Here is a 20,739-nt window from a genome sequence, read left to right on the forward strand (position 1 = left end):
TATATCGTTTAAAGCTATCATAACCCCAATTGCTGCTGAATCGAAGCAGCAGGCGTCACATACGCCTTTTATTTGCGCAGCGCCCGGCAAATAAGGTGCGATAACAGCTCAAGCTGCCGCGCCAGTTCCATGCTCAGCCAGACATAGCCATGAATAGGCGTTTCCGCCACGTTATCGCTTTGGCGCTCATTGATTAGCTGCTTCAGCTCCGCAACGATCTCATTCAGCCGCTCGCTGTTGGCCAGTATCGGCTGCGGGTTCCCTTCATAGAGCGCATGGGCGATGGTCAACAGCGTTTGCTGCGTCATCTGCTGGGTCTCTTTAAGGGTCTGCGCGTTAAGCATCAACAGATGGCTGGGACGCGAGGCCCAGTGCGCGTTGATCTGCAGTTCAAGCATGCAGACCAGATTGCGGCTTACCGTCTGGATGGCTTCGAAAATCGATTTCTGAATATGGGTTTCTTTGCTGGCGGGCGTGATCAGGCCGCGCATTTTGACCACGTCGTTGAGGATCGTTTGCAGATGCTTTTCCAGCCGGGGACGCTCAACCAGATTCGGGGAAAAACCGGCCTGATAGACGCGGTTAAAGGCGGTGACGTAGTTCGCCATCTGAATACGCCAGTGCAGAAAAGCCCGCTGCGGCCAGATACCGGTGAAGAGCATGGCCAGCAGTGACCCCAGGATGACATCCCCGCTTCGCCACAGCGCGGTGGTCATATCCCCGGCGGGCGCACCGACAACCACCGCGAGCGTAATACCAATCAGCAGCGCCTGATACGGCCTCTTACCCAGCGCCAGCCAGCCGCACAGGAACATGGCGGCACCGCACCATGCCAGCATCACGGGAAATGAGATGAGCTCCAGCTTCAGGGCGATAAGCCCAAGGGCCGAGCCTAAAACCGTCCCGCCAATTCGCTCAAAAGCGCGCGGAACAACGTTTCCCCAAAACGAGATGGGCCCCATCACCACCACAAGGGTGATCAGCGGCCACGTCCCTTCCGGAACGTCCAGCAAACGGACCAGTACAAACGTCAATACGAACGCCAGCGCGATGCGACACCCGTGCACCACGCGGTAATGTTTGTACAACCGAATTTCAAAAGGGGTTAATGATTTGTCGGGACGCACACCCGCTCTCCAGCTACACGGCAAATCACAATTGTACTGTGTTTTCAGCCGGGCGGATCGCTCCCGGCTGAAAAACCCTTCATTTAGCAGGCTTAAGCCGTTTTATGCTCTACCGCGATATACATTTCGATATCCCAGTAGCCGTCTGCATTGCCGTCATTGAGATAGCGCTCGAAGCAGGGTTTGAGCGCCATCTGGTACTTATTGTCCTGCAGCAGGGAATTAAAGAACTGATACCACGGCGTGGCGAAGTCGTAGTTTTCCACGCGCGCCGTCGCCACGGCATAATCCCCGGCCGCGATTTCCGTCATCATGACGCCTTCGCTGTTTTCCGGGATAACGAAATCATCCGGTACCGTAACGGCCGTATCGCAGCGCAGTTTTTCTGCCGGGACCTCATCCGGATTATCGTAGTAGACCGCAACCCACTCCAGCGGCTCAATGTGGCGCCCGTCCACCCACATCACCAGCTGTTCAAAGCCCTGTTTTACCGTTTGTTCCCACGGTCCGACCAAATGAAAACCGGCAATCTTACGTTTCTTTTGCTGCTTGATGCTGTAGTCCATGCTGCCTCCATTTATTACTGTATATACATACACTATAAAGCGGATTCTGAGGGTTCAGCAAACGAGAAGTGTTTATTATGTGAGCAGACTCGCAACCCTGCCAGCCTGCTCGTCAACCGCTAGAGCGTGTGATGCAGATAATCGCTCATGCGAGAGAACAGTCCACCTTTATCAACGGCTTCCAGCGTCACCAGCGGCCAGTGCGCCACCACCTTGTCGCGGTCATAGAGCTGGATCTCCCCGACCCGTTGATGCGCAGCAATCGGCGCTTCCAGCTCTTTTTTATCCAGCACGTATTTGGCTTTGATGTTCGGCACTTCCGCTTTCGGCAGGGCCAGCCAGAAGTCCTGGTCGGTGCCCAGTTTCACCTGCTCCTTATCGCCGTACCAGATACGCTCTGTCCCCACTTTTTTACCGTTGTGCAGAATTTGCACCGTATCGAAGTTCTGCTGCCCCCAGTGCAGCAGTTTCCGGGCCTGGTCCTCACGCCCTTTCGGGCTGTCCGCCCCCATCACCACCGCGATTAAACGACGCTGCCCGTCAACGGCGGACGCAATCAGGTTAAAGCCCGCTCCCGAGGTGTGCCCCGTTTTAAGCCCGTCCACGTTCATGGTTTTATCCCACAGCAGGCCGTTACGGTTTTGCTGGGTGATCCCGTTCCAGGTCAGGCTCTTTTCGCTGTACATATGGTAAAACTCAGGCTCGCCGTGAATGATGGCCCGGGAAAGTACGGCCAGGTCATAGGCCGAGCTGTGCTGGCCCGGTGCGTCCAGCCCGTGGACGGTTTCAAAGTGCGTATCGCGCAGGTTCAGCTTCTGCACGTAGTCGTTCATCATCTTCACAAACTGCGGCTGGCCGCCCGCCACGTGATCGGCCAGCGCCACGCAGGCGTCGTTGCCGGAATCGACAATCAGACCGCGGCTTAAGTCACGCACGGAGACGCGATCGCCCTCTTTCAGGAACATGAGCGACGAGCCGTCAAAAACCGGGTTGCCTTTTGCCCACGCGTCACGCCCGACGGTGACAATGTCGTCCGGCGTAATGCGATGGCTATCAATGGCCCGATCGACCACATATCCCGTCATCAGCTTGGTCAGGCTCGCCGGATTGCGTTGTTGATGTTCGTTGCCCGCCGTTAAGATCTGGCCAGTCGTGTAGTCCATCAGCACCCAGGAGCCAGCCTGAATGGCCGGAGGCTGCGGCGAAAAATCCAGTGGTTCGGCCGCAAAAGCAGATGAGACACTCGAAGCGAGTAAAGAAACAGCAATAAACAGACGGCGTTTCAACGGTATATCCTCAGGTCATTAAAAATCGATGACCTTTTTACGGGAGTTCTGATGTCGTTACCTGGCTTAATTGCAAAAAAATGTGACAGAACGCAGATTATTCTCTGAAGCTGGCGCGCAAATTTGCGTCACGGCGGTGCTTTTTATTCGGTCTGAACCGCACGATCGTTTACCATAGTGACGTCATTTTTTAACAGGATGGTATTACTGGTGTCTGACTCTGCCGCTCGCCCGACTTTTTTATTTCATGACTACGAAACCTTTGGCACGCACCCGGCGCTGGACCGACCGGCGCAGTTTGCCGCCATCCGTACCGACGACGAATTCAACATTATTGGCGAGCCTGAGGTCTTTTACTGCAAACCGGCTGATGACTACCTGCCGCAGCCCGGGGCGGTCATGGTCACCGGGATCACTCCTCAGGAAGCGCGCGAGAAAGGCGTTAACGAGGCAGAATTCGCCCGACGCATCCACGATCTGTTTACCGTCCCCAATACCTGCGTGGTCGGTTACAACAACATCCGCTTCGATGACGAAGTGACGCGCAACATCTTCTATCGTAACTTCTACGATCCCTATGCCTGGAGCTGGCAGAACCGCAATTCACGCTGGGATTTGCTAGACATCATGCGCGCCTGTTATGCCCTGCGTCCTGAGGGCATTAACTGGCCGGAAAATGAGGAAGGGCTGACGAGCTTCCGGCTGGAACACCTGACGCGCGCCAACGGCATCGAGCACAGCAATGCCCACGACGCGATGGCGGACGTCTATGCCACCATTGCCATGGCGAAGCTAGTGAAAAACGCGCAGCCCCGGCTGTTTGAATATCTGCTGAGCCACCGCAGCAAGCAGAAGCTCATGACCCTTATCGACGTGCCGCAGATGAAACCCCTGGTGCATATCTCCGGCATGTTTGGCGCCTGGCGCGGCAATACCAGCTGGGTCGCGCCGCTGGCGTGGCATCCGGACAACCGTAATGCGGTCATCATGGTGGATTTAGCCGGCGATATTTCGCCGCTGCTTGAGCTCGACAGCGATACCCTGCGCGAACGGCTTTATACCCCGAAAAATGAACTCGGCGATCTGCCTGCGGTGCCGGTCAAACTGGTGCATATCAATAAATGTCCGGTACTCGCGCAGGCAAACACGCTGCGCCCGGAAGATGCGGACAGACTGGGCATTAACCGTCAGCACTGCCTCGATAACCTGAAAGCGCTGCGCGAAAACCCGCAGGTGCGCGAGAAAGTGGTTGCTATCTTTGCCGAGGCGGAGCCGTTCATGCCGTCTGAAAACGTGGATGCCCAGCTCTACAACGGCTTCTTCAGCGACGCCGACCGTGCGGCGATGAATATCGTTCTGCAAACCGAGCCGCGTAACTTACCGGCGCTGGATATTACTTTCGCTGATAAACGCATCGAAAAGCTGATGTTTAACTACCGCGCGCGTAACTTCCCCGGCACGCTGGACGAGGCAGAGCAGGATCGCTGGCTGCAGCACCGTCGCAATGTCTTTACCCCGGAGTTCCTTAATAGCTATGCCCAGGAGCTGGAAATGCTTTATGGCCAGTATGAAGGGAATGCTGAGAAACAGGCACTGTTGAAATCCCTGTTCCAGTACGCGCAAGAGATAGTTTGATCGATGGGTATAAAAAAGCCGGAGGCGATGTCTCCGGCTTTTTTTTGCCCGGTGGCGCTTCGCTTACGCGGGCCTACAGGGTATGTAGGTCGGGTAAGGCGTAGCCGCCACCCGACACAGTCTTACGCGACGTCTTCGTACTGTGGAACCGGGTTACGGAAGCTCTTCGTGACGCAGGCCAGGTAAATCAGGCCGATACCCGCCCAAATCAGGCCAAGCACCATAGAGCTCTCTTCCAGGTTAACCCACAGCGCGCCCACGGTCAGGGCACCGCACATCGGCAGGAACAGATACTGGAAGTGATCTTTCAGCGTCTTGTTACGCTTTTCACGGATCCAGAACTGAGAGATAACCGACAGGTTAACAAAGGTGAACGCCACCAGTGCACCGAAGTTAATCAGCGCCGTTGCCATCACCAGGTCAAAGTTAATCGCCAGCAGCGCAATGGCACCGACCAGGATGATGTTCATCGCCGGAGTACGCCAGGTTGGATGAACGTAGCCGAAGAAGCTTTTCGGGAATACGCCATCGCGGCCCATCACATACATCAGACGCGCAACGCCTGCATGCGCGGCCATACCGGACGCCAGTACGGTAATGGTGGAGAAGATCAGCGCGCCAACCTGGAATGCTTTACCCGCCACATAGAGCATGATTTCCGGCTGAGACGCATCCGGATCCTTGAAGCGGGAGATATCCGGGAAGTACAGCTGCAGGAAATAGGTCGAGAAAATAAAGATCAGACCGCCAATCAGCGCCGTCAGGAAGATGGCGCGAGGGATCACGCGCTCTGCATCTTTCGTTTCTTCAGACAGGTTGCTGATGCCGTCAAAACCGGTAAAGGAGAAGCACAGAATGGTTGCCCCGGTAATCATCGGGATCACATGGGCATCACCTGACCAGAACGGCTTGCTGCTCGCCAGAGTGCCGGCACCTTCACCATGGAACACACCGTAAATCACCATGCCAAGAATAACGGCAATCAGGACAACCTGAAGGACGACGATAACTGAGTTAAAGTTGGCAACGGACTTAATGCTGCGCAGGTTAAAGGCCGTCATAAAGGCCACCAGCGCCACGACGAACATCCAGGATGGAATCGACGGCACCAGCGCTTCAAAATAAATTTTTGCCAGCAGAATGTTGATCATCGGCGCGAACAGATAGTCGAGCAGCGAAGACCAGCCCACCATAAAGCCAACTGTCGGGCTGATGGATTTCTGGGCATAGGTGTAGGCGGAACCGGCAGACGGATAGCGACGCACCAGTTTACCGTAGCTCAGCGCGGTAAAGAGGATCGCAATCAGCGCGAAGCCGTATGCCGTAGGCACATGACCGTCTGTGAGGCCTGATACGATACCGAATGTATCGAACAGCGTCATCGGTTGCATATAGGCAAGGCCCATCATAACAACCGGAATCAACGTAAGCGTTTTACGTAATTCCACGCGAGAGGTGTTTGGAGTTGCGTTATGCGACATAGTTATTCTCCTTTACGGTGATAACCGCCACGTAAGCGAAAAATTGCCCCATTTCTTTCTTCCTCAGCGACAACAACTGTCGGATTTTAGTAAATATCTATCCGGTACGAAGCCCGGCCTCTTGGTTTTTAGTTTCGTTTCGTACATGCAAAAAAAAATAACCGACGCCTTTTATATCGTCGATTATTCATTTGGTTGCAGCGGCGGCATTTTGCCCCACATCGGATACAAAAGGCAATACTTTGCAACGCCCGGTCCGTTTTTCTTTTTGCTAACTGGCTGATTTCTGGACGCCGGGCTGAGAGTAGACGGCGGCGATAGCACTATTTGCTAAAATCTCGTCTCGCCACCAGGCGCTTGCAAGCCCGGCAGTTTGTTCATTCCAGCCTACCCACACCGATTCATTACTGCTTTGAGCAAGTACCTGTTTTTCAACAAGCGCACCGCTGTCTATAAACCGCTGCGCCAGATAGCGGGGTAAATAGCCGCAGCCAAGGCCGCTTATTTGCAGTTCCAGCTTGGTTTTATAGTCGAAAACGGTAATGGCCTCCTGCTCATCAAGTAGCTGCGAGGAGACCGAACATTCCGGACGAGAGCTGTCCCCGACAACTATGGCGCGGTAGCCTTTAATCACGCGACGGTTAAGCGGCTCGGGTTCCTGAGCCAGCGGGTGATGAGGCGCTACGGCAAATACCTGCTCGAGCACGCCCAGCCGGGCAAAACCAAAATCACTCAGCTGGGGAGGCTCATGGAGTGCACCGACGAAAATGTCCGCCCTGCCCTGCGTTAAGGCATCCCAGGAGCCACCCAGCACGCCGTTGATAAAGATGAGCCGGGTCACGCTGTGGTGTTGATAGAAGGCTTCAATCAGCGGCGTCAGGAGAGAAAACGGAAAGGTATCATCCACGCCAATAACCAGCTCGTTTTCCCATCCCTGATGGAGTTTTACGGCCTGTTTTTCGAGCTCACGAACGGTATGGAGGACTTCACGGCCTTTTTCCAGCAGCATCTGTCCGGTACGGGTAAAACGAGCGCGGTGCCCGGAGCGATCGAGGATCTGGATATTGAGATCGCTCTCCAGTTTTTGAACGGTATAGCTCAGCGCAGATGGGGTTTTGTAGAGCTTTGCTGACGCAGCGGCAAAGCTCCCCTCTTTTTCCAGAGCATCCAGAATAATAAGAACATCCAGCAGCGGTTTCATGCTCGCCCCCCTTCTGGTGCGCGATCGTCTCCGCTGCGGGTCTTATTCCATGGGCATCACCAGCGGATCGGGATACTGATACTCAAACCCCAGCTCATGACAAATGCGATTGCCATCAACAATTTTGCCTTTACTGTCATCCTTTGCCTCACCGAAAACCGGCGCCGCCAGGCCCAGCTGACGTGCCATCAGCGGGTAAAACGTGCTGCGCGCCGGATGGGAAGGTGCACATATATTATAGATGTGTCCACCTTTCGGAGCCTGTAAGAGTAGCTCAATCGCGCCTACAACATCGTCAAGATGGACAAGATTGACGACATGCTGGCCGTCCGGCGCAGATTTTCCGGCAAAAAAGCGTCCCGGATGGCGGCCAGGGCCCACCAGCCCCGCCAGACGTACGATATCGACCTGCGTGCCGGGAAGATTATGCAGCCAGTCTTCCAGCTCTTTCAGAACCTGACCGCTCGCCGTAACGGGACGGCGCTCGGAACTCTCCTTAACAACGCCTTCAACCTCGCCATAGACCGACGTCGAGCTGGTAAAAATGATGCGCGGAACATGGTGCGCCAGCGCGCTGTCGACGATCTCCTGCATCGCCTGCAGATAAAACGACTCGCCCGGCCCGCTGCGCCGCGCGGGGAGCGTGATCACCAGCGCATCGACGTTCATCAGCGTGTCCAGATCGTCAGCATCACACACCAGCTCCGGTTCAAGGCGCAGTTCAACGCCGTCAATACCGCACATGCGCGCTGCCTCCACCCCATCCGCCGTTGTTTTGCTCCCGGTCACCTGCCAGCCTTTCGCGGCCAATGACATCGCCAGCGGCATTCCCAGCCATCCTAAACCGACAATCGCGACCTTTTTCATGCGAATTCTCCTGACTCATACTCGTCTTTTATAAGGCTACGCCAGCCCGGCAGAACACACAATTCATAGCATCAATATGAAATGAATTAATGATCAAAAAAAGCCCTTGCAATATGTCGTACAACTGGTTTAGGTTAAAAGACATCAAATGAATAAGCATTCATCGAGAATTTATATGACACGCGTTCAATTTAAACACCACCATCATCACCATCATCCTGACTAGTCTTTCAGGCGATGTGTGCTGGAAGACGTTTGGATCTTCCAGTGGTGCATGAACGCATGAAAAAGCCCCCGGAAGATCTTCTTCCGGGGGCTTTTTTTTGGACCGAATTCAGACAGGTTAAAACAGGTTAACGAGGAATAAAGAATGTTAGATAACTCACGCTTACGCATAGCTATTCAAAAATCAGGCCGTTTGAGCGATGACTCACGCGAACTGCTGGCCCGCTGCGGGATTAAAATTAACCTGCACACCCAGCGCCTGATTGCTCTGGCTGAAAACATGCCCATCGACATTCTGCGCGTGCGTGATGACGATATTCCCGGCCTGGTCATGGACGGCGTCGTTGACCTCGGCATCATCGGTGAAAACGTGCTGGAAGAAGAGCTGCTGACTCGCCGCGCGCAGGGCGAAGATCCGCGTTATTTCACCCTGCGTCGTCTGGACTTCGGCGGCTGCCGCCTGTCGCTGGCTACGCCGGTTGACGAAGCGTGGGACGGCCCAGCCGCGTTGAACGGCAAACGTATTGCCACCTCTTACCCTCACCTGTTAAAGCGTTATCTCGACCAGAAAGGCGTGCAGTTTAAATCCTGCCTGCTGAACGGCTCCGTTGAAGTGGCGCCGCGTGCGGGTCTGGCGGACGCCATCTGCGATCTCGTCTCGACCGGCGCGACGCTGGAAGCGAACGGTCTGCGCGAAGTGGAAGTGATCTACCGCTCTAAAGCGTGCCTGATTCAGCGCGACGGCGAGATGGCCGATGCCAAGCAGCAGCTGATCGACAAGCTGCTGACCCGCATTCAGGGCGTGATTCAGGCGCGTGAGTCCAAATACATCATGATGCACGCCCCAACCGAGCGTCTGGATGAAGTGATTGCCCTGCTGCCGGGCGCTGAGCGCCCAACCATCCTGCCGCTGGCGGGCGATCAGCAGCGCGTGGCGATGCACATGGTGAGCAGCGAAACCCTGTTCTGGGAAACCATGGAAAAACTGAAGGCGCTGGGCGCAAGCTCCATCCTGGTGCTGCCTATTGAGAAGATGATGGAGTAATGGCCATGAGCTTTAACACAATCATCGACTGGAATACCTGTAGCGACGCACAGCAGCGCGAGCTGCTGATGCGCCCGGCGATTTCCGCCTCAGAAAGCATCTCACGCACCGTGGCCGAGATCCTGGACAACGTCAAAGCCCGTGGCGATGACGCGCTGCGTGAATACAGCGCGAAGTTTGATAAGACGGAAGTCGGCGCATTACGGGTTACCGAGCAGGAAATCATTGATGCCAGCAATCGTCTGGGTGACGACATCAAACAGGCGATGGCCGTCGCGGTGAAAAACATTGATACCTTCCACACCGCGCAAAAGCTGCAGACCGTGGATGTTGAAACCCTGCCCGGCGTGCGATGCCAGCAGGTCACGCGCCCGGTTGCATCCGTTGGCCTCTATATTCCCGGCGGCTCTGCCCCGCTTTTCTCCACCGTATTGATGCTGGCGACTCCCGCACGCATTGCCGGGTGTCAGAAAGTGGTGCTGTGCTCACCGCCCCCGATTGCCGACGAGATCCTTTATGCGGCGAAGCTGTGCGGCGTGCAGGCGGTATACAAAGTGGGCGGCGCGCAGGCGATTTCGGCTCTGGCGTTCGGCACGGAATCCATTCCTAAGGTCGACAAGATTTTTGGCCCGGGCAATGCGTACGTGACCGAAGCCAAGCGTCAGGTCAGCCAGCGTCTGGACGGCGCGGCCATCGATATGCCTGCCGGGCCGTCTGAGGTGCTGGTGATTGCCGACAGCGGCGCAACGCCGGACTTCGTGGCGTCCGACCTGCTTTCTCAGGCGGAACACGGCCCGGACTCGCAGGTCATCCTGCTGACGCCGGACGCCGATATGGCGAAACGCGTGGGCGAAGCCGTTGAACGCCAGCTTTCCGACCTGCCCCGCGCCGACACGGCACGTCAGGCGCTAGCGGCTAGCCGCCTGATAGTGGCGCGCGATCTGGCGCAGTGCATTACCATCTCCAACCAGTACGGTCCGGAGCACCTGATTATTCAGACCCGCAGCGCGCGCGATCTGGTCGACAGCATTACCAGCGCAGGCTCGGTGTTCCTCGGCGACTGGTCACCGGAGTCCGCGGGCGATTACGCCTCCGGCACCAACCACGTGCTGCCCACGTATGGCTACACCTCAACCTGTTCGAGCCTGGGCCTGGCGGATTTCCAGAAACGCATGACCGTTCAGGAGCTCTCCCGCGAAGGGTTTGCGTCACTGGCGTCTACAATTGAAACCCTCGCTGCCGCCGAGCGGCTGACCGCCCACAAAAATGCCGTTACGCTGCGCGTTGCAGCTCTGAAGGAGCAAGCATGAACATTGAAGAATTAGCCCGCGAAAATGTCCGTCGCCTGACGCCTTACCAGTCTGCGCGTCGTCTCGGCGGCAAAGGGGATGTCTGGCTGAACGCCAACGAATTCCCGACGGCGGTGCAGTTTGAGCTGTCGCAGCAAACGCTGAACCGCTATCCGGAATGTCAGCCGAAAGCGGTGATTGAAAACTACGCGCAGTATGCGGGAGTGAAGCCAGAGCAGGTGCTGGTCAGTCGTGGCGCGGATGAGGGTATTGAACTGCTGATCCGCGCCTTCTGCGAGCCGGGCAAAGACGCGGTGATGTACTGCCAGCCTACCTACGGCATGTACAGCGTCAGCGCGGAAACCTTCGGCGTGGCGTGCCGCAACGTGCAGGCGCTGGAGAACTGGCAGCTGGATCTGCAGGGCATTGCCGACAATCTCGATGGCGTAAAAGTGGTGTTTGTCTGTAGCCCGAACAACCCGACCGGACAGATTATCAACCCGCAGGATATCCGCACCCTGCTGGAGATGACGCGCGGTAAAGCCCTGGTGGTGGCCGACGAAGCCTACATCGAGTTCTGCCCACAGGCGACGCTGGCAGGCTGGCTGGAGGAGTACCCGCACCTGGTGGTACTGCGTACGCTGTCGAAAGCCTTTGCCCTTGCGGGTCTGCGCTGCGGATTCACGCTGGCGAATAAAGAGGTCATCGACCTGCTGCTGAAAGTGATCGCCCCGTACCCGCTCTCGACGCCGGTTGCCGATATTGCCGCACAGGCGCTGACGCCACAGGGGATCAACGCGATGCGCGAGCGCGTGGCGCAAATTCTGGAGGAACGTCAGTATCTGGTGACCGCCCTGAAGGATATCTCATGCGTGGAGCAGGTATTCGACTCAGAAACCAACTACATCCTGGTGCGCTTCACCGCCTCCAGTGCCGTATTTAAATCTTTATGGGATCAGGGCATTATCTTACGAGACCAGAATAAACAACCTTCTCTGAGCGGGTGCCTGCGCATTACCGTAGGCACCCGTGCAGAGAGCCAGCGCGTGATTGACGCCCTGAAAGCGGAGAAAGTATGACCCAGAAGATCCTTTTCATCGATCGTGACGGCACCCTTATTTCGGAGCCACCAGCCGATTTTCAGGTCGATCGATTCGACAAGCTGGCTTTTGAACCGGACGTTATCCCGGTGCTGCTCAAGCTGCAAAAAGCAGGCTTTAAGCTGGTGATGATCACCAACCAGGATGGTCTGGGTACCGACAGCTTCCCGCAGGCAGACTTTGACGGCCCGCATAATCTGATGATGCAGGTGCTGACCTCTCAGGGCGTGGTATTTGATGAAGTGCTGATTTGCCCGCACATGCCGGCCGACGAGTGCGACTGCCGTAAGCCAAAGGTGAAGCTGGTAGAGCGCTACCTGGCAGAAGATGCGCTGGATAAAACCAACAGCTATGTCATCGGCGATCGCATCACCGATATCACGCTGGCGGAAAACATGGGCATCGCGGGGCTGCGCTACGACCGCAACAACCTTAACTGGGCGAAGATTGGCGAGCAGTTGACCAAACGCGACCGCTATTCCCACGTTGAGCGCAACACTAAAGAGACGCAAATTGACGTGAAAGTCTGGCTGGACCGTGAAGGCGGCAGCAAGATCCACACCGGCGTCGGTTTCTTCGATCATATGCTGGATCAGATTGCCACCCACGGCGGCTTCCGCATGGAGATCGCGGTAAAAGGCGACCTCTATATCGACGATCACCACACCGTTGAAGATACAGGCCTGGCGCTGGGTGAAGCCCTGAAGCTGGCGCTCGGCGACAAGCGCGGCATTAACCGTTTTGGCTTCGTTCTGCCGATGGACGAGTGTCTGGCGCGCTGCGCGATGGACATCTCCGGTCGTCCGCACCTGGAATATAAAGCCGACTTCACCTATCAGCGCGTGGGCGATCTGAGCACCGAAATGGTGGAGCACTTCTTCCGCTCATTGTCCTACACCATGGGCCTGACGCTGCACCTGAAGACCAAGGGCAAGAACGACCACCACCGCGTGGAGAGCCTCTTTAAAGCCTTTGGCCGTACCCTTCGCCAGGCGATTCGCGTAGAAGGCGACGCCCTGCCCTCGTCGAAAGGAGTGCTGTAATGAACGTGGTCATTCTGGATACCGGATGCGCCAACCTGAACTCCGTGAAATCGGCCATTGCGCGCCACGGCTATGAGCCGGCGGTGAGTCGTGACCCGGACGTGGTGCTGCGCGCCGACAAACTCTTTTTACCGGGCGTGGGAACCGCGCAGGCAGCGATGGATCAGATTCGCGAACGTGAGCTGGTCGATCTGATCAAAGCCTGTACCCAGCCGGTGCTGGGCATTTGCCTTGGCATGCAGATCCTGGGCCGTCGCAGCGAAGAGAGCAACGGCGTCGACCTGCTGGGCATTATTGACGAAGACGTGCCGAAAATGACCGACCACGGCCTGCCTCTGCCGCACATGGGCTGGAACCGCGTTTACGCCAAAGCGGGCGACAGGCTGTTTCGCGGCATCGAAGACGGCGCGTATTTTTACTTCGTGCACAGCTACGCCATGCCGGTGAACGTGAATACGATCGCCCAGTGCACCTACGGCGAGGCGTTTACGGCAGCCGTACAGAAAGACAATTTCTTCGGCGTGCAGTTTCACCCGGAGCGCTCTGGCGCCGCGGGCGCGCAGCTGCTGAAAAACTTCCTGGAGATGTGATGATTATTCCCGCTTTAGATTTAATTGACGGTACGGTTGTTCGTCTCCACCAGGGCGATTATGGCCAGCAGCGCGACTACGGAAACGACCCGCTGCCGCGTCTGCAGGATTATGCCGCTCAGGGTGCGCAGGTATTGCACCTCGTGGATTTGACGGGCGCGAAAGACCCGGCGAAACGCCAGATCCCGCTGCTTAAACAACTTGTTGCGGGTGTTGATGTGCCCGTCCAGGTCGGCGGCGGCGTGCGTACGGAAGATGACGTCGCGGCGCTGCTGGACGCTGGCGTGGCCCGCGTGGTGGTGGGTTCAACCGCCGTGAAAGATCCTGAGACCGTGAAAGGCTGGTTCCGCCGCTTTGGCGCCGATGCCCTGGTCCTGGCGCTGGACGTGCGTATTGATGAACAGGGTAATAAGCAGGTGGCCGTTAGCGGCTGGCAGGAAAACTCCGGCGTGACGCTGGAAGAGCTGGTCGATATCTATCTTCCCGTTGGTCTGAAGCACGTGTTGTGCACGGACATATCCCGGGACGGAACGCTGGCGGGCTCCAACGTCTCACTGTATGAAGAGGTCTGCGCGCGTTATCCGCAGGTAGCGTTCCAGTCTTCTGGCGGTATCGGTGATATAGAGGACGTGGCCGCGCTGCGCGGTACCGGTGTGCAAGGTGTGATTGTGGGCCGGGCCCTGCTGGAAGGAAAATTTACTGTGACGGAGGCGATTCAATGCTGGCAAAACGGATAATCCCCTGCCTGGACGTACGCGATGGTCAGGTCGTGAAAGGCGTGCAGTTCCGCAACCACGAGATCATTGGCGACATCGTCCCGCTGGCAAAACGCTATGCCGATGAAGGCGCCGACGAGCTGGTTTTTTATGATATTACCGCTTCAAGCGATGGCCGCGTGGTCGATAAAAGCTGGGTGGCACGCGTGGCGGAAGTGATCGACATTCCGTTCTGCGTGGCGGGCGGGATTAAGTCCGCTGACGACGCCGCCAAAATTCTCTCGTTTGGCGCCGACAAGATTTCTATCAACTCCCCTGCCCTGGCCGACCCGGAGCTTATTACCCGCCTTGCAGATCGTTTTGGCGTGCAGTGTATTGTGGTTGGGATCGACACCTGGTATGACGCCGCAACGGGCAAGTACCACGTAAACCAGTACACCGGGGATGAAAGCCGCACGCGCGTGACGCAGTGGGAAACGCTCGACTGGGTGCAGGAAGTGCAGAAGCGTGGCGCGGGTGAAATTGTCCTCAACATGATGAACCAGGACGGCGTGCGTAACGGGTATGACCTCGAGCAACTGAAAAAAGTCCGTGCGGTCTGCCACGTTCCGCTGATTGCCTCCGGCGGTGCGGGCACCATGGAACACTTCCTTGAAGCCTTCCGCGATGCCAACGTGGACGGCGCGCTGGCCGCGTCCGTGTTCCACAAACAGATTATTAATATTGGTGAGTTAAAAACGTACCTGGCCGGCCAGGGCGTGGAGATCAGGGTATGTTAACAGAGCAACAACAGGCGCAGCTGGACTGGGAAAAAACTGACGGATTACTGCCGGTGGTTGTCCAGCATGCCGTCTCAGGCGAAGTGCTGATGCTGGGATATATGAACCAGGACGCGCTGACGAAAACAATCGACAGCGGCAAAGTGACCTTTTACTCGCGCACGAAACAGCGCCTGTGGACCAAAGGCGAAACCTCGGGTCATTTCCTGAACGTGGTCAGCATGGCGCCTGACTGCGATAACGATACCCTGCTCGTGCTGGCAAACCCAATCGGCCCAACCTGCCATAAGGGCACCAGCAGCTGCTTCGGCGAGACGAGCCACCAGTGGTTGTTCCTGTATCAACTGGAGCAACTGCTTGCAGAGCGTAAAACGGCTGATCCCGAGAGCTCCTACACCGCGAAGCTGTACGCCAGCGGAACCAAGCGTATTGCACAGAAGGTGGGTGAAGAAGGCGTTGAAACCGCACTGGCCGCGACCGTACATGACCGCGAGGAGCTGACGAATGAAGCGTCTGATTTGATGTACCACCTGCTGGTGCTGCTGCAGGATCAGGAGCTGGATTTGACGGCGGTGATTGAAAATCTTCGCAAACGTCATAAATAAAAAAACCGGGGATATTCCCCGGTTTTTTTTAATCTGCAAATCAGGCTTTGGGTTTGTAGTTGCGTATTCCATTACGCGCGAGTACTACTACAGAACCCATCATTAAGCCCAGCAGCACGGCAAGGATCAGAATAATAGGTTTTTTTGGGCTGTCACGATGGACAGGCAGATCTGGCTTCATAACGTAACGATAAACGTGAATAGTGTCCGGATTTACGTTCAGATTCTGGATATCCAACAGATTTTGTTTGGTCTGATAATACGCGGCTGAGAAGATCAGCGGGCGTGAAGCTTCATTGTCAATCATCGATTTCAGCCCGTCGCTTCCCAGCAGGAACATCGTTTCCTGGGTTACATCCTGGGTCTGCTGAATGCGCGGCGAGGTAATTTTCGCTGCCTCAGCATTCTTCAGTGCCTCAGCAATCTGTTTGATTCGCAGATCTTTCTGCTCCTGAGCGACCTTCTCCTGACTTACCAGAGAATCGTTCAGGGTTTTAATCTGCTCCTTGATATTGTCCTTGAGGTCAAGAGCAAGTTCTTTTGCCGTTTGTCCATCAACCTGCTGGATATACTGCGCAAGCTGCTTTTGAGCAGCTTCAGCTGATGTGCTGGTATAGGTGACGCTTAACGGCAGCGTTTCCCCTTTAACAGCAGGTTCAATGGTAAGTTTTTCAGGTACGTCCTGATTGTCGAGTGCCTGCGATAACGCGGAGAAAGAAGAGTTAAAACGTCCAATCGCGCGCGTTTGAATGTCCAGCATTGAAGGGGCAGCACTGCCATAGAGGATGTTCAATGCATTTGAATAGGTTGCTATCTGGGCCGCATCAGGTTGTGCAATAATCGCCCTTGAGGTCCATTTTTCCTTTGCGAATGCTAGATATCCAATTGCCATGGCAATAAAAACAACAACAAAGATTGCTATCGTCCACTTCCCACGCCACAACTGTAACATTAAATCAAATAAATCAATGTGCTCAGGGTCATTGCTTCGGCTGACCGGGCTATTGTTGTTTTGCGTCATACAATCCCTAACAGATAAAAAAAGGGTAAACATTATTATGTTTGCATAGTGTATATATTGCTGAAGATTTTTCTATAAGAATCCGATGAGTTATATCGGAAAGATGGGTTATGTAACCTGCACCCTTCGCGCTATCATAGACGTCGTCTGATGCGCTATGGCATCTGTAAGAAAAGGTTTATGAGGGAAGCTATGAAATTTTTGGTCACGGGCGCTGCAGGTTTTATCGGTGCGAATGTCAGCAAACGCCTCCTTGAGGCCGGTCATCAGGTTGTTGGTATCGATAACCTCAATGAATACTACGATGTCAACCTGAAGCTGGCACGCCTGGAACTGTTAAAATCTGAGCGTTTCACCTTTCACAAGCTGGAATTAGCTGACCGCGAAGGTATGGCCACGCTTTTCGCCAGTGAGAAATTTGATCGCGTCATTCACCTGGCCGCACAGGCAGGCGTACGCTACTCCCTGGAAAATCCGCACGCCTATGCGGATGCCAACCTTATCGGCCATCTCAACGTGCTGGAAGGCTGCCGCCATAATAACGTTCAGCATCTTCTCTATGCCTCATCCAGCTCCGTATATGGCCTCAACCGCAAGATGCCTTTCTCCACTGACGATTCCGTGGATCACCCGGTATCGCTCTATGCCGCGACCAAAAAAGCCAATGAACTGATGTCGCATACCTATTCGCATCTCTACAATCTGCCGACCACCGGCCTGCGCTTCTTTACCGTGTACGGTCCGTGGGGACGCCCGGACATGGCCCTGTTTAAGTTTACTAAGGCGATGATTGAAGGCAAAAGCATTGATGTCTATAACTACGGTAAGATGAAGCGCGACTTCACGTATATTGATGACATCGCTGAAGCAATTATTCGTCTGCAGGATATTATTCCTCAGGCAGATGCTAACTGGACCGTTGAGACCGGCTCCCCGGCAACCAGCTCAGCGCCTTACCGGGTTTATAACATCGGTAACAGTTCGCCAGTAGAACTGATGGATTACATTACCGCCCTGGAAGACGCGCTGGGTAAAAAAGCCGAGAAAAACTTGCTGCCTCTCCAGCCAGGCGACGTACTGGAAACCAGCGCAGACACTAAAGCACTGTATGACGTGATTGGTTTTAAACCGCAAACCGCAGTCAAAGACGGAGTAAAGAACTTCGTTGACTGGTATCGCGATTTCTACAAGGTCTGAAAATAAAAAACCCGGCAATTCAGCCGGGTTTTTTACAGGATAAAGCAGAGAATCAGTCGCTACCAAACAGATCGCGGGTATAAACCTTATCCGCTACATCAGCCAGCTCTTCCGCCATGCGGTTTGAAATGATGACATCAGCTTCTTTCTTAAAGGCATCCAGATCGCGGATCACACGGGAATTGAAGAACTGATCGTCCGGCATGGCAGGCTCATAGATAACAACCTCAACCCCTTTCGCCTTAATGCGCTTCATGATCCCCTGAATGGAAGAGGCGCGGAAGTTATCGGAGCCACTCTTCATGATCAGACGGTACACACCAACAACCTTCGGTTGACGCGCAAGGATGGAGTCGGAGATGAAATCTTTACGAGTACGGTTAGCGTCAACAATCGCCGAAATGAGGTTATTCGGTACAGCCTGATAGTTTGCCAGCAGTTGCTTAGTGTCTTTTGGCAGGCAATAGCCGCCGTAGCCAAATGACGGGTTGTTGTAGTGGTTGCCAATACGCGGGTCGAGACACACCCCTTCAATAATCTGGCGGGTATTCAGGCCAAGACTTTCTGCGTAGCTGTCGAGCTCATTGAAATAAGCTACTCGCATTGCCAGGTAGGTATTCGCGAAGAGCTTAATCGCCTCAGCTTCGGTGGAGTCGGTGAACAGCACCTGAATATCTTTCTTCACTGCGCCTTCCTGCAGCAGTGCGGCAAAACGTTCAGCGCGCTCAGAACGTTCGCCAATAACGATACGCGAAGGATGCAGGTTATCGTAAAGCGCTCTCCCCTCACGCAGGAATTCCGGCGAGAAGAAGATATTATCAATACCGAACTTTTCTTTAATGGATTTGGTAAAACCAACAGGAATGGTCGATTTAATGACCATTACCGCATCAGGGTTGATCGCGATAACGTCTTTGATCACCGCCTCTACAGTTGAGGTGTTGAAGTAGTTGGTTTTAGGATCGTAGTCAGTAGGCGTCGCAATGATGACGTAATCCGCATCGCGGTATGCATCTTCTTTATCTGTCGTGGCGCGGAAATTCAGCGGTTTATTGCTGAGATAGTCCTGGATTTCTTTATCCACAATCGGCGATTTTTTCTGATTGAGCATATCGACTTTGGCCTGCACGATATCCAGCGCAACCACTTCATGATTCTGGGCAATCAGAATGCCGTTAGAAAGACCGACATACCCTGTTCCGGAGATTGTTATTTTCATTCGCTAATGACTTCTGTGAGTTAACTGTACTGATGGCCGCCTGACCATCGCGATAAACATAACTGTTGGGCTTTGTACCTCCTGGCAAACTGAACTGTCAAGGCAAACCAGGAGTAATCACTTCGAGCGGGGCGAGATTCAGACTACTTCGAATAACAGACGACATTTTTCGCATAAAAAAACCCGGAGACTGGCTCCGGGTTTTGATTACAGCGAGTAAGTTAACTTATTCCATCCATTCAGTATGGAACACGCCTTCTTTATCGGTGCGTTTGTAAGTATGCGCACCAAAGTAGTCACGCTGTGCCTGAATCAGGTTGGCAGGCAGAACGGCCGCGCGGTAGCTGTCGTAGTAGGCTACTGCAGCAGAGAAGGTCGGAACCGGGATCCCGTTCTGGACAGCGTAGGCAACCACGTCACGCAGCGCCTGCTGATATTCATCCGCAATCTTCTTGAAGTACGGTGCCAGCAGCAGGTTGGCGATACCGGCGTTTTCAGCATAGGCATCGGTGATTTTCTGCAGGAACTGCGCACGAATGATGCAACCCGCGCGGAAGATCTTCGCGATTTCACCGTAGTTCAGGTCCCAGTTGTTCTCGTCTGACGCCGCACGCAGCTGAGAGAAGCCCTGCGCGTAAGAAACGATTTTACCCAGGTACAGGGCACGACGCACTTTTTCAACGAATTCGGCTTTGTCACCCGCTGGTTTAGCCTGTGGGCCAGACAGCACTTTAGATGCCGCGACGCGCTGCTCTTTCAGGGAAGAGATGTAACGCGCGAAGACGGATTCGGTGATCAGAGACAACGGTTCGCCCAGATCCAGAGAGCTCTGGCTGGTCCATTTACCGGTACCTTTGTTCGCAGCTTCATCCAGAATCACATCAACCAGGTATTTACCCTCTTCATCTTTTTTCGTGAAGATATCTTTGGTGATGTCGATCAGGTAGCTGTTCAGCTCGCCTTTGTTCCACTCGGTAAAGGTTTCAGCCAGCTCTTCATTAGAGAGGTTCAGACCGCCTTTCAGCAGGGAATAAGCTTCAGCAATCAGCTGCATGTCGCCGTATTCGATACCGTTGTGCACCATTTTCACATAGTGGCCTGCACCGTCGGCACCGATATAGGTTACGCAAGGCTCACCATCTTCAGCCACGGCTGCGATTTTTGTCAGGATAGGCGCAACCAGTTCGTACGCATCTTTCTGGCCGCCAGGCATGATAGATGGGCCTTTCAGGGCGCCCTCTTCACCACCGGAAACCCCGGTACCGATGAAGTTGAAGCCTTCAGCAGACAGTTCACGGTTACGACGAATGGTGTCCTGGAAGAAGGTGTTACCGCCATCAATAATGATGTCACCTTTTTCGAGGTAAGGCTTCAGGGAATCGATAGCTGCATCGGTACCTGCGCCCGCTTTCACCATTAACAGGATACGACGAGGCGTTTCCAGAGACTCAACGAACTCTTTCACCGTATAGAAAGGAACCAGTTTCTTGCCTGGGTTCTCGGCAATAACTTCTTCGGTCTTATCACGGGAGCGGTTGAAAACGGAGACGGTATAACCACGGCTTTCGATGTTGAGCGCCAGGTTGCGCCCCATCACTGCCATACCGACAACGCCGATCTGTTGCTTGGACATTACATACTCCTGTCAGGTGTGGTCCCACCGGGTACTTCCCGGTGGATATAATATCGAATTATCTTAACTCAGAAATCGAGAGCAGAGGTAGGTAATTATGGTCATTAACACACT

At 54.7% G+C, this 20,739-nt stretch carries 21 protein-coding genes and 1 other annotated feature; of the genes, 11 read left to right on the top strand and 10 right to left on the bottom strand.

All coding sequences use genetic code 11. From position 1 onward, the window contains the following. Window positions 1–68: 68 nt before the first annotated feature. The 3 genes from ACJ69_RS10405 to dacD form a co-directional block, all read right to left on the bottom strand. Window positions 69–1,127: an FUSC family protein gene (locus tag ACJ69_RS10405; RefSeq protein WP_023312358.1), complete on the bottom strand. Its 1,059-nt coding sequence runs from the start codon at window positions 1,125–1,127 to the stop codon at window positions 69–71. Window positions 1,128–1,219: 92 nt separating this feature from the next. Continuing rightward, window positions 1,220–1,693 (bottom strand): DNA gyrase inhibitor SbmC, encoded by a 474-nt coding sequence (gene sbmC / locus ACJ69_RS10410; RefSeq protein ID WP_029739252.1) that lies wholly within the window; start codon window positions 1,691–1,693, stop codon window positions 1,220–1,222. A 119-nt stretch (window positions 1,694–1,812) separates the two neighbouring features. After that, a complete protein-coding gene (dacD, locus tag ACJ69_RS10415) occupies window positions 1,813–2,979 on the bottom strand; it encodes a serine-type D-Ala-D-Ala carboxypeptidase DacD (RefSeq protein WP_045887846.1) in 1,167 nt (388 codons plus the stop codon). 198 nt (window positions 2,980–3,177) lie between these two features. Here dacD and sbcB point away from each other — a divergent pair, with 198 nt between their 5' ends. Beyond that, window positions 3,178–4,614: an exodeoxyribonuclease I gene (sbcB, locus tag ACJ69_RS10420; RefSeq protein WP_407027166.1), complete on the top strand. Its 1,437-nt coding sequence runs from the start codon at window positions 3,178–3,180 to the stop codon at window positions 4,612–4,614. Between the two features lie 122 nt (window positions 4,615–4,736). On the opposite strand, the gene plaP is transcribed toward sbcB, so the two are convergent. The 4 genes from plaP to ACJ69_RS10435 form a co-directional block, all read right to left on the bottom strand. Continuing rightward, window positions 4,737–6,095, bottom strand: coding sequence for a putrescine/proton symporter PlaP (gene plaP, locus ACJ69_RS10425; protein ID WP_023312362.1), 1,359 nt, complete (start codon window positions 6,093–6,095; stop codon window positions 4,737–4,739). Continuing rightward, window positions 6,085–6,147, bottom strand: a complete 63-nt coding sequence (gene yoeI / locus ACJ69_RS25245) for a membrane protein YoeI (RefSeq protein WP_099458931.1) — start codon at window positions 6,145–6,147, stop codon at window positions 6,085–6,087. The genes plaP and yoeI overlap by 11 nt, the downstream gene beginning before the upstream one ends. A gap of 219 nt (window positions 6,148–6,366) precedes the next feature. Beyond that, the gene (locus ACJ69_RS10430) at window positions 6,367–7,296 is read right to left on the bottom strand and encodes a LysR substrate-binding domain-containing protein (protein WP_047647364.1); all 930 of its coding nucleotides are present in this window, start codon (window positions 7,294–7,296) and stop codon (window positions 6,367–6,369) included. 42 nt (window positions 7,297–7,338) lie between these two features. Continuing rightward, window positions 7,339–8,163, bottom strand: coding sequence for an SDR family oxidoreductase (locus ACJ69_RS10435; protein ID WP_023312364.1), 825 nt, complete (start codon window positions 8,161–8,163; stop codon window positions 7,339–7,341). Window positions 8,164–8,338: 175 nt separating this feature from the next. Between ACJ69_RS10435 and hisL the strand changes: the two genes are divergently transcribed. The 9 genes from hisL (at window position 8,339) to hisIE (ending at window position 15,555) form a co-directional block, all read left to right on the top strand. Beyond that, a complete protein-coding gene (gene hisL / locus ACJ69_RS25250; RefSeq protein WP_001364200.1) occupies window positions 8,339–8,389 on the top strand; it encodes a his operon leader peptide in 51 nt (16 codons plus the stop codon). Then, window positions 8,365–8,488: a sequence feature (His leader region), on the top strand. It overlaps the preceding gene by 25 nt. Before the next feature lie 45 nt (window positions 8,489–8,533). Continuing rightward, window positions 8,534–9,433, top strand: coding sequence for an ATP phosphoribosyltransferase (gene hisG / locus ACJ69_RS10440; protein ID WP_000886595.1), 900 nt, complete (start codon window positions 8,534–8,536; stop codon window positions 9,431–9,433). Between the two features lie 5 nt (window positions 9,434–9,438). Then, complete coding sequence (gene hisD / locus ACJ69_RS10445) at window positions 9,439–10,743, top strand: histidinol dehydrogenase (RefSeq protein ID WP_054830037.1); 1,305 nt, start codon at window positions 9,439–9,441, stop codon at window positions 10,741–10,743. Beyond that, entirely contained in the window at window positions 10,740–11,801 is a 1,062-nt protein-coding gene (gene hisC, locus ACJ69_RS10450; RefSeq protein ID WP_029739247.1) for a histidinol-phosphate transaminase, read from the top strand. The genes hisD and hisC overlap by 4 nt, the downstream gene beginning before the upstream one ends. Then, window positions 11,798–12,865 carry a bifunctional histidinol-phosphatase/imidazoleglycerol-phosphate dehydratase HisB gene (hisB, locus tag ACJ69_RS10455; RefSeq protein WP_047647361.1) on the top strand — a complete coding sequence of 356 codons (1,068 nt, stop codon included), beginning with the start codon at window positions 11,798–11,800 and terminating at the stop codon, window positions 12,863–12,865. The genes hisC and hisB overlap by 4 nt, the downstream gene beginning before the upstream one ends. Continuing rightward, entirely contained in the window at window positions 12,865–13,455 is a 591-nt protein-coding gene (gene hisH, locus ACJ69_RS10460) for an imidazole glycerol phosphate synthase subunit HisH (RefSeq protein ID WP_023336242.1), read from the top strand. Before hisB ends, hisH begins: the two co-directional genes overlap by 1 nt. Then, complete coding sequence (hisA, locus tag ACJ69_RS10465) at window positions 13,455–14,192, top strand: 1-(5-phosphoribosyl)-5-[(5-phosphoribosylamino)methylideneamino]imidazole-4-carboxamide isomerase (RefSeq protein ID WP_047647359.1); 738 nt, start codon at window positions 13,455–13,457, stop codon at window positions 14,190–14,192. The genes hisH and hisA overlap by 1 nt, the downstream gene beginning before the upstream one ends. Further along, window positions 14,174–14,950 (top strand): imidazole glycerol phosphate synthase subunit HisF, encoded by a 777-nt coding sequence (gene hisF, locus ACJ69_RS10470; protein WP_023312370.1) that lies wholly within the window; start codon window positions 14,174–14,176, stop codon window positions 14,948–14,950. The genes hisA and hisF overlap by 19 nt, the downstream gene beginning before the upstream one ends. Next, window positions 14,944–15,555 carry a bifunctional phosphoribosyl-AMP cyclohydrolase/phosphoribosyl-ATP diphosphatase HisIE gene (gene hisIE, locus ACJ69_RS10475; protein ID WP_029739243.1) on the top strand — a complete coding sequence of 204 codons (612 nt, stop codon included), beginning with the start codon at window positions 14,944–14,946 and terminating at the stop codon, window positions 15,553–15,555. The genes hisF and hisIE overlap by 7 nt, the downstream gene beginning before the upstream one ends. A 40-nt stretch (window positions 15,556–15,595) precedes the next feature. Here the strand turns inward: hisIE and wzzB are convergent, their stop codons facing one another. Further along, window positions 15,596–16,576, bottom strand: coding sequence for an LPS O-antigen chain length determinant protein WzzB (wzzB, locus tag ACJ69_RS10480; RefSeq protein ID WP_029739242.1), 981 nt, complete (start codon window positions 16,574–16,576; stop codon window positions 15,596–15,598). A 192-nt stretch (window positions 16,577–16,768) separates the two neighbouring features. On the opposite strand from wzzB, the gene ACJ69_RS10485 reads away from it, so the two are divergent. After that, a complete protein-coding gene (locus ACJ69_RS10485; protein ID WP_059347009.1) occupies window positions 16,769–17,773 on the top strand; it encodes an NAD-dependent epimerase in 1,005 nt (334 codons plus the stop codon). A 52-nt stretch (window positions 17,774–17,825) separates the two neighbouring features. Here the strand turns inward: ACJ69_RS10485 and ugd are convergent, their stop codons facing one another. After that, a complete protein-coding gene (ugd, locus tag ACJ69_RS10490) occupies window positions 17,826–18,992 on the bottom strand; it encodes a UDP-glucose 6-dehydrogenase (protein WP_059347010.1) in 1,167 nt (388 codons plus the stop codon). A 226-nt stretch (window positions 18,993–19,218) separates the two neighbouring features. Further along, complete coding sequence (gene gndA / locus ACJ69_RS10495; RefSeq protein ID WP_024908082.1) at window positions 19,219–20,625, bottom strand: NADP-dependent phosphogluconate dehydrogenase; 1,407 nt, start codon at window positions 20,623–20,625, stop codon at window positions 19,219–19,221. Window positions 20,626–20,739 lie beyond the last annotated feature (114 nt).

The sequence above is a fragment of the Enterobacter asburiae genome (genome assembly GCF_001521715.1).
GTDB classification, from domain to species: Bacteria; Pseudomonadota; Gammaproteobacteria; order Enterobacterales; family Enterobacteriaceae; genus Enterobacter; species Enterobacter asburiae.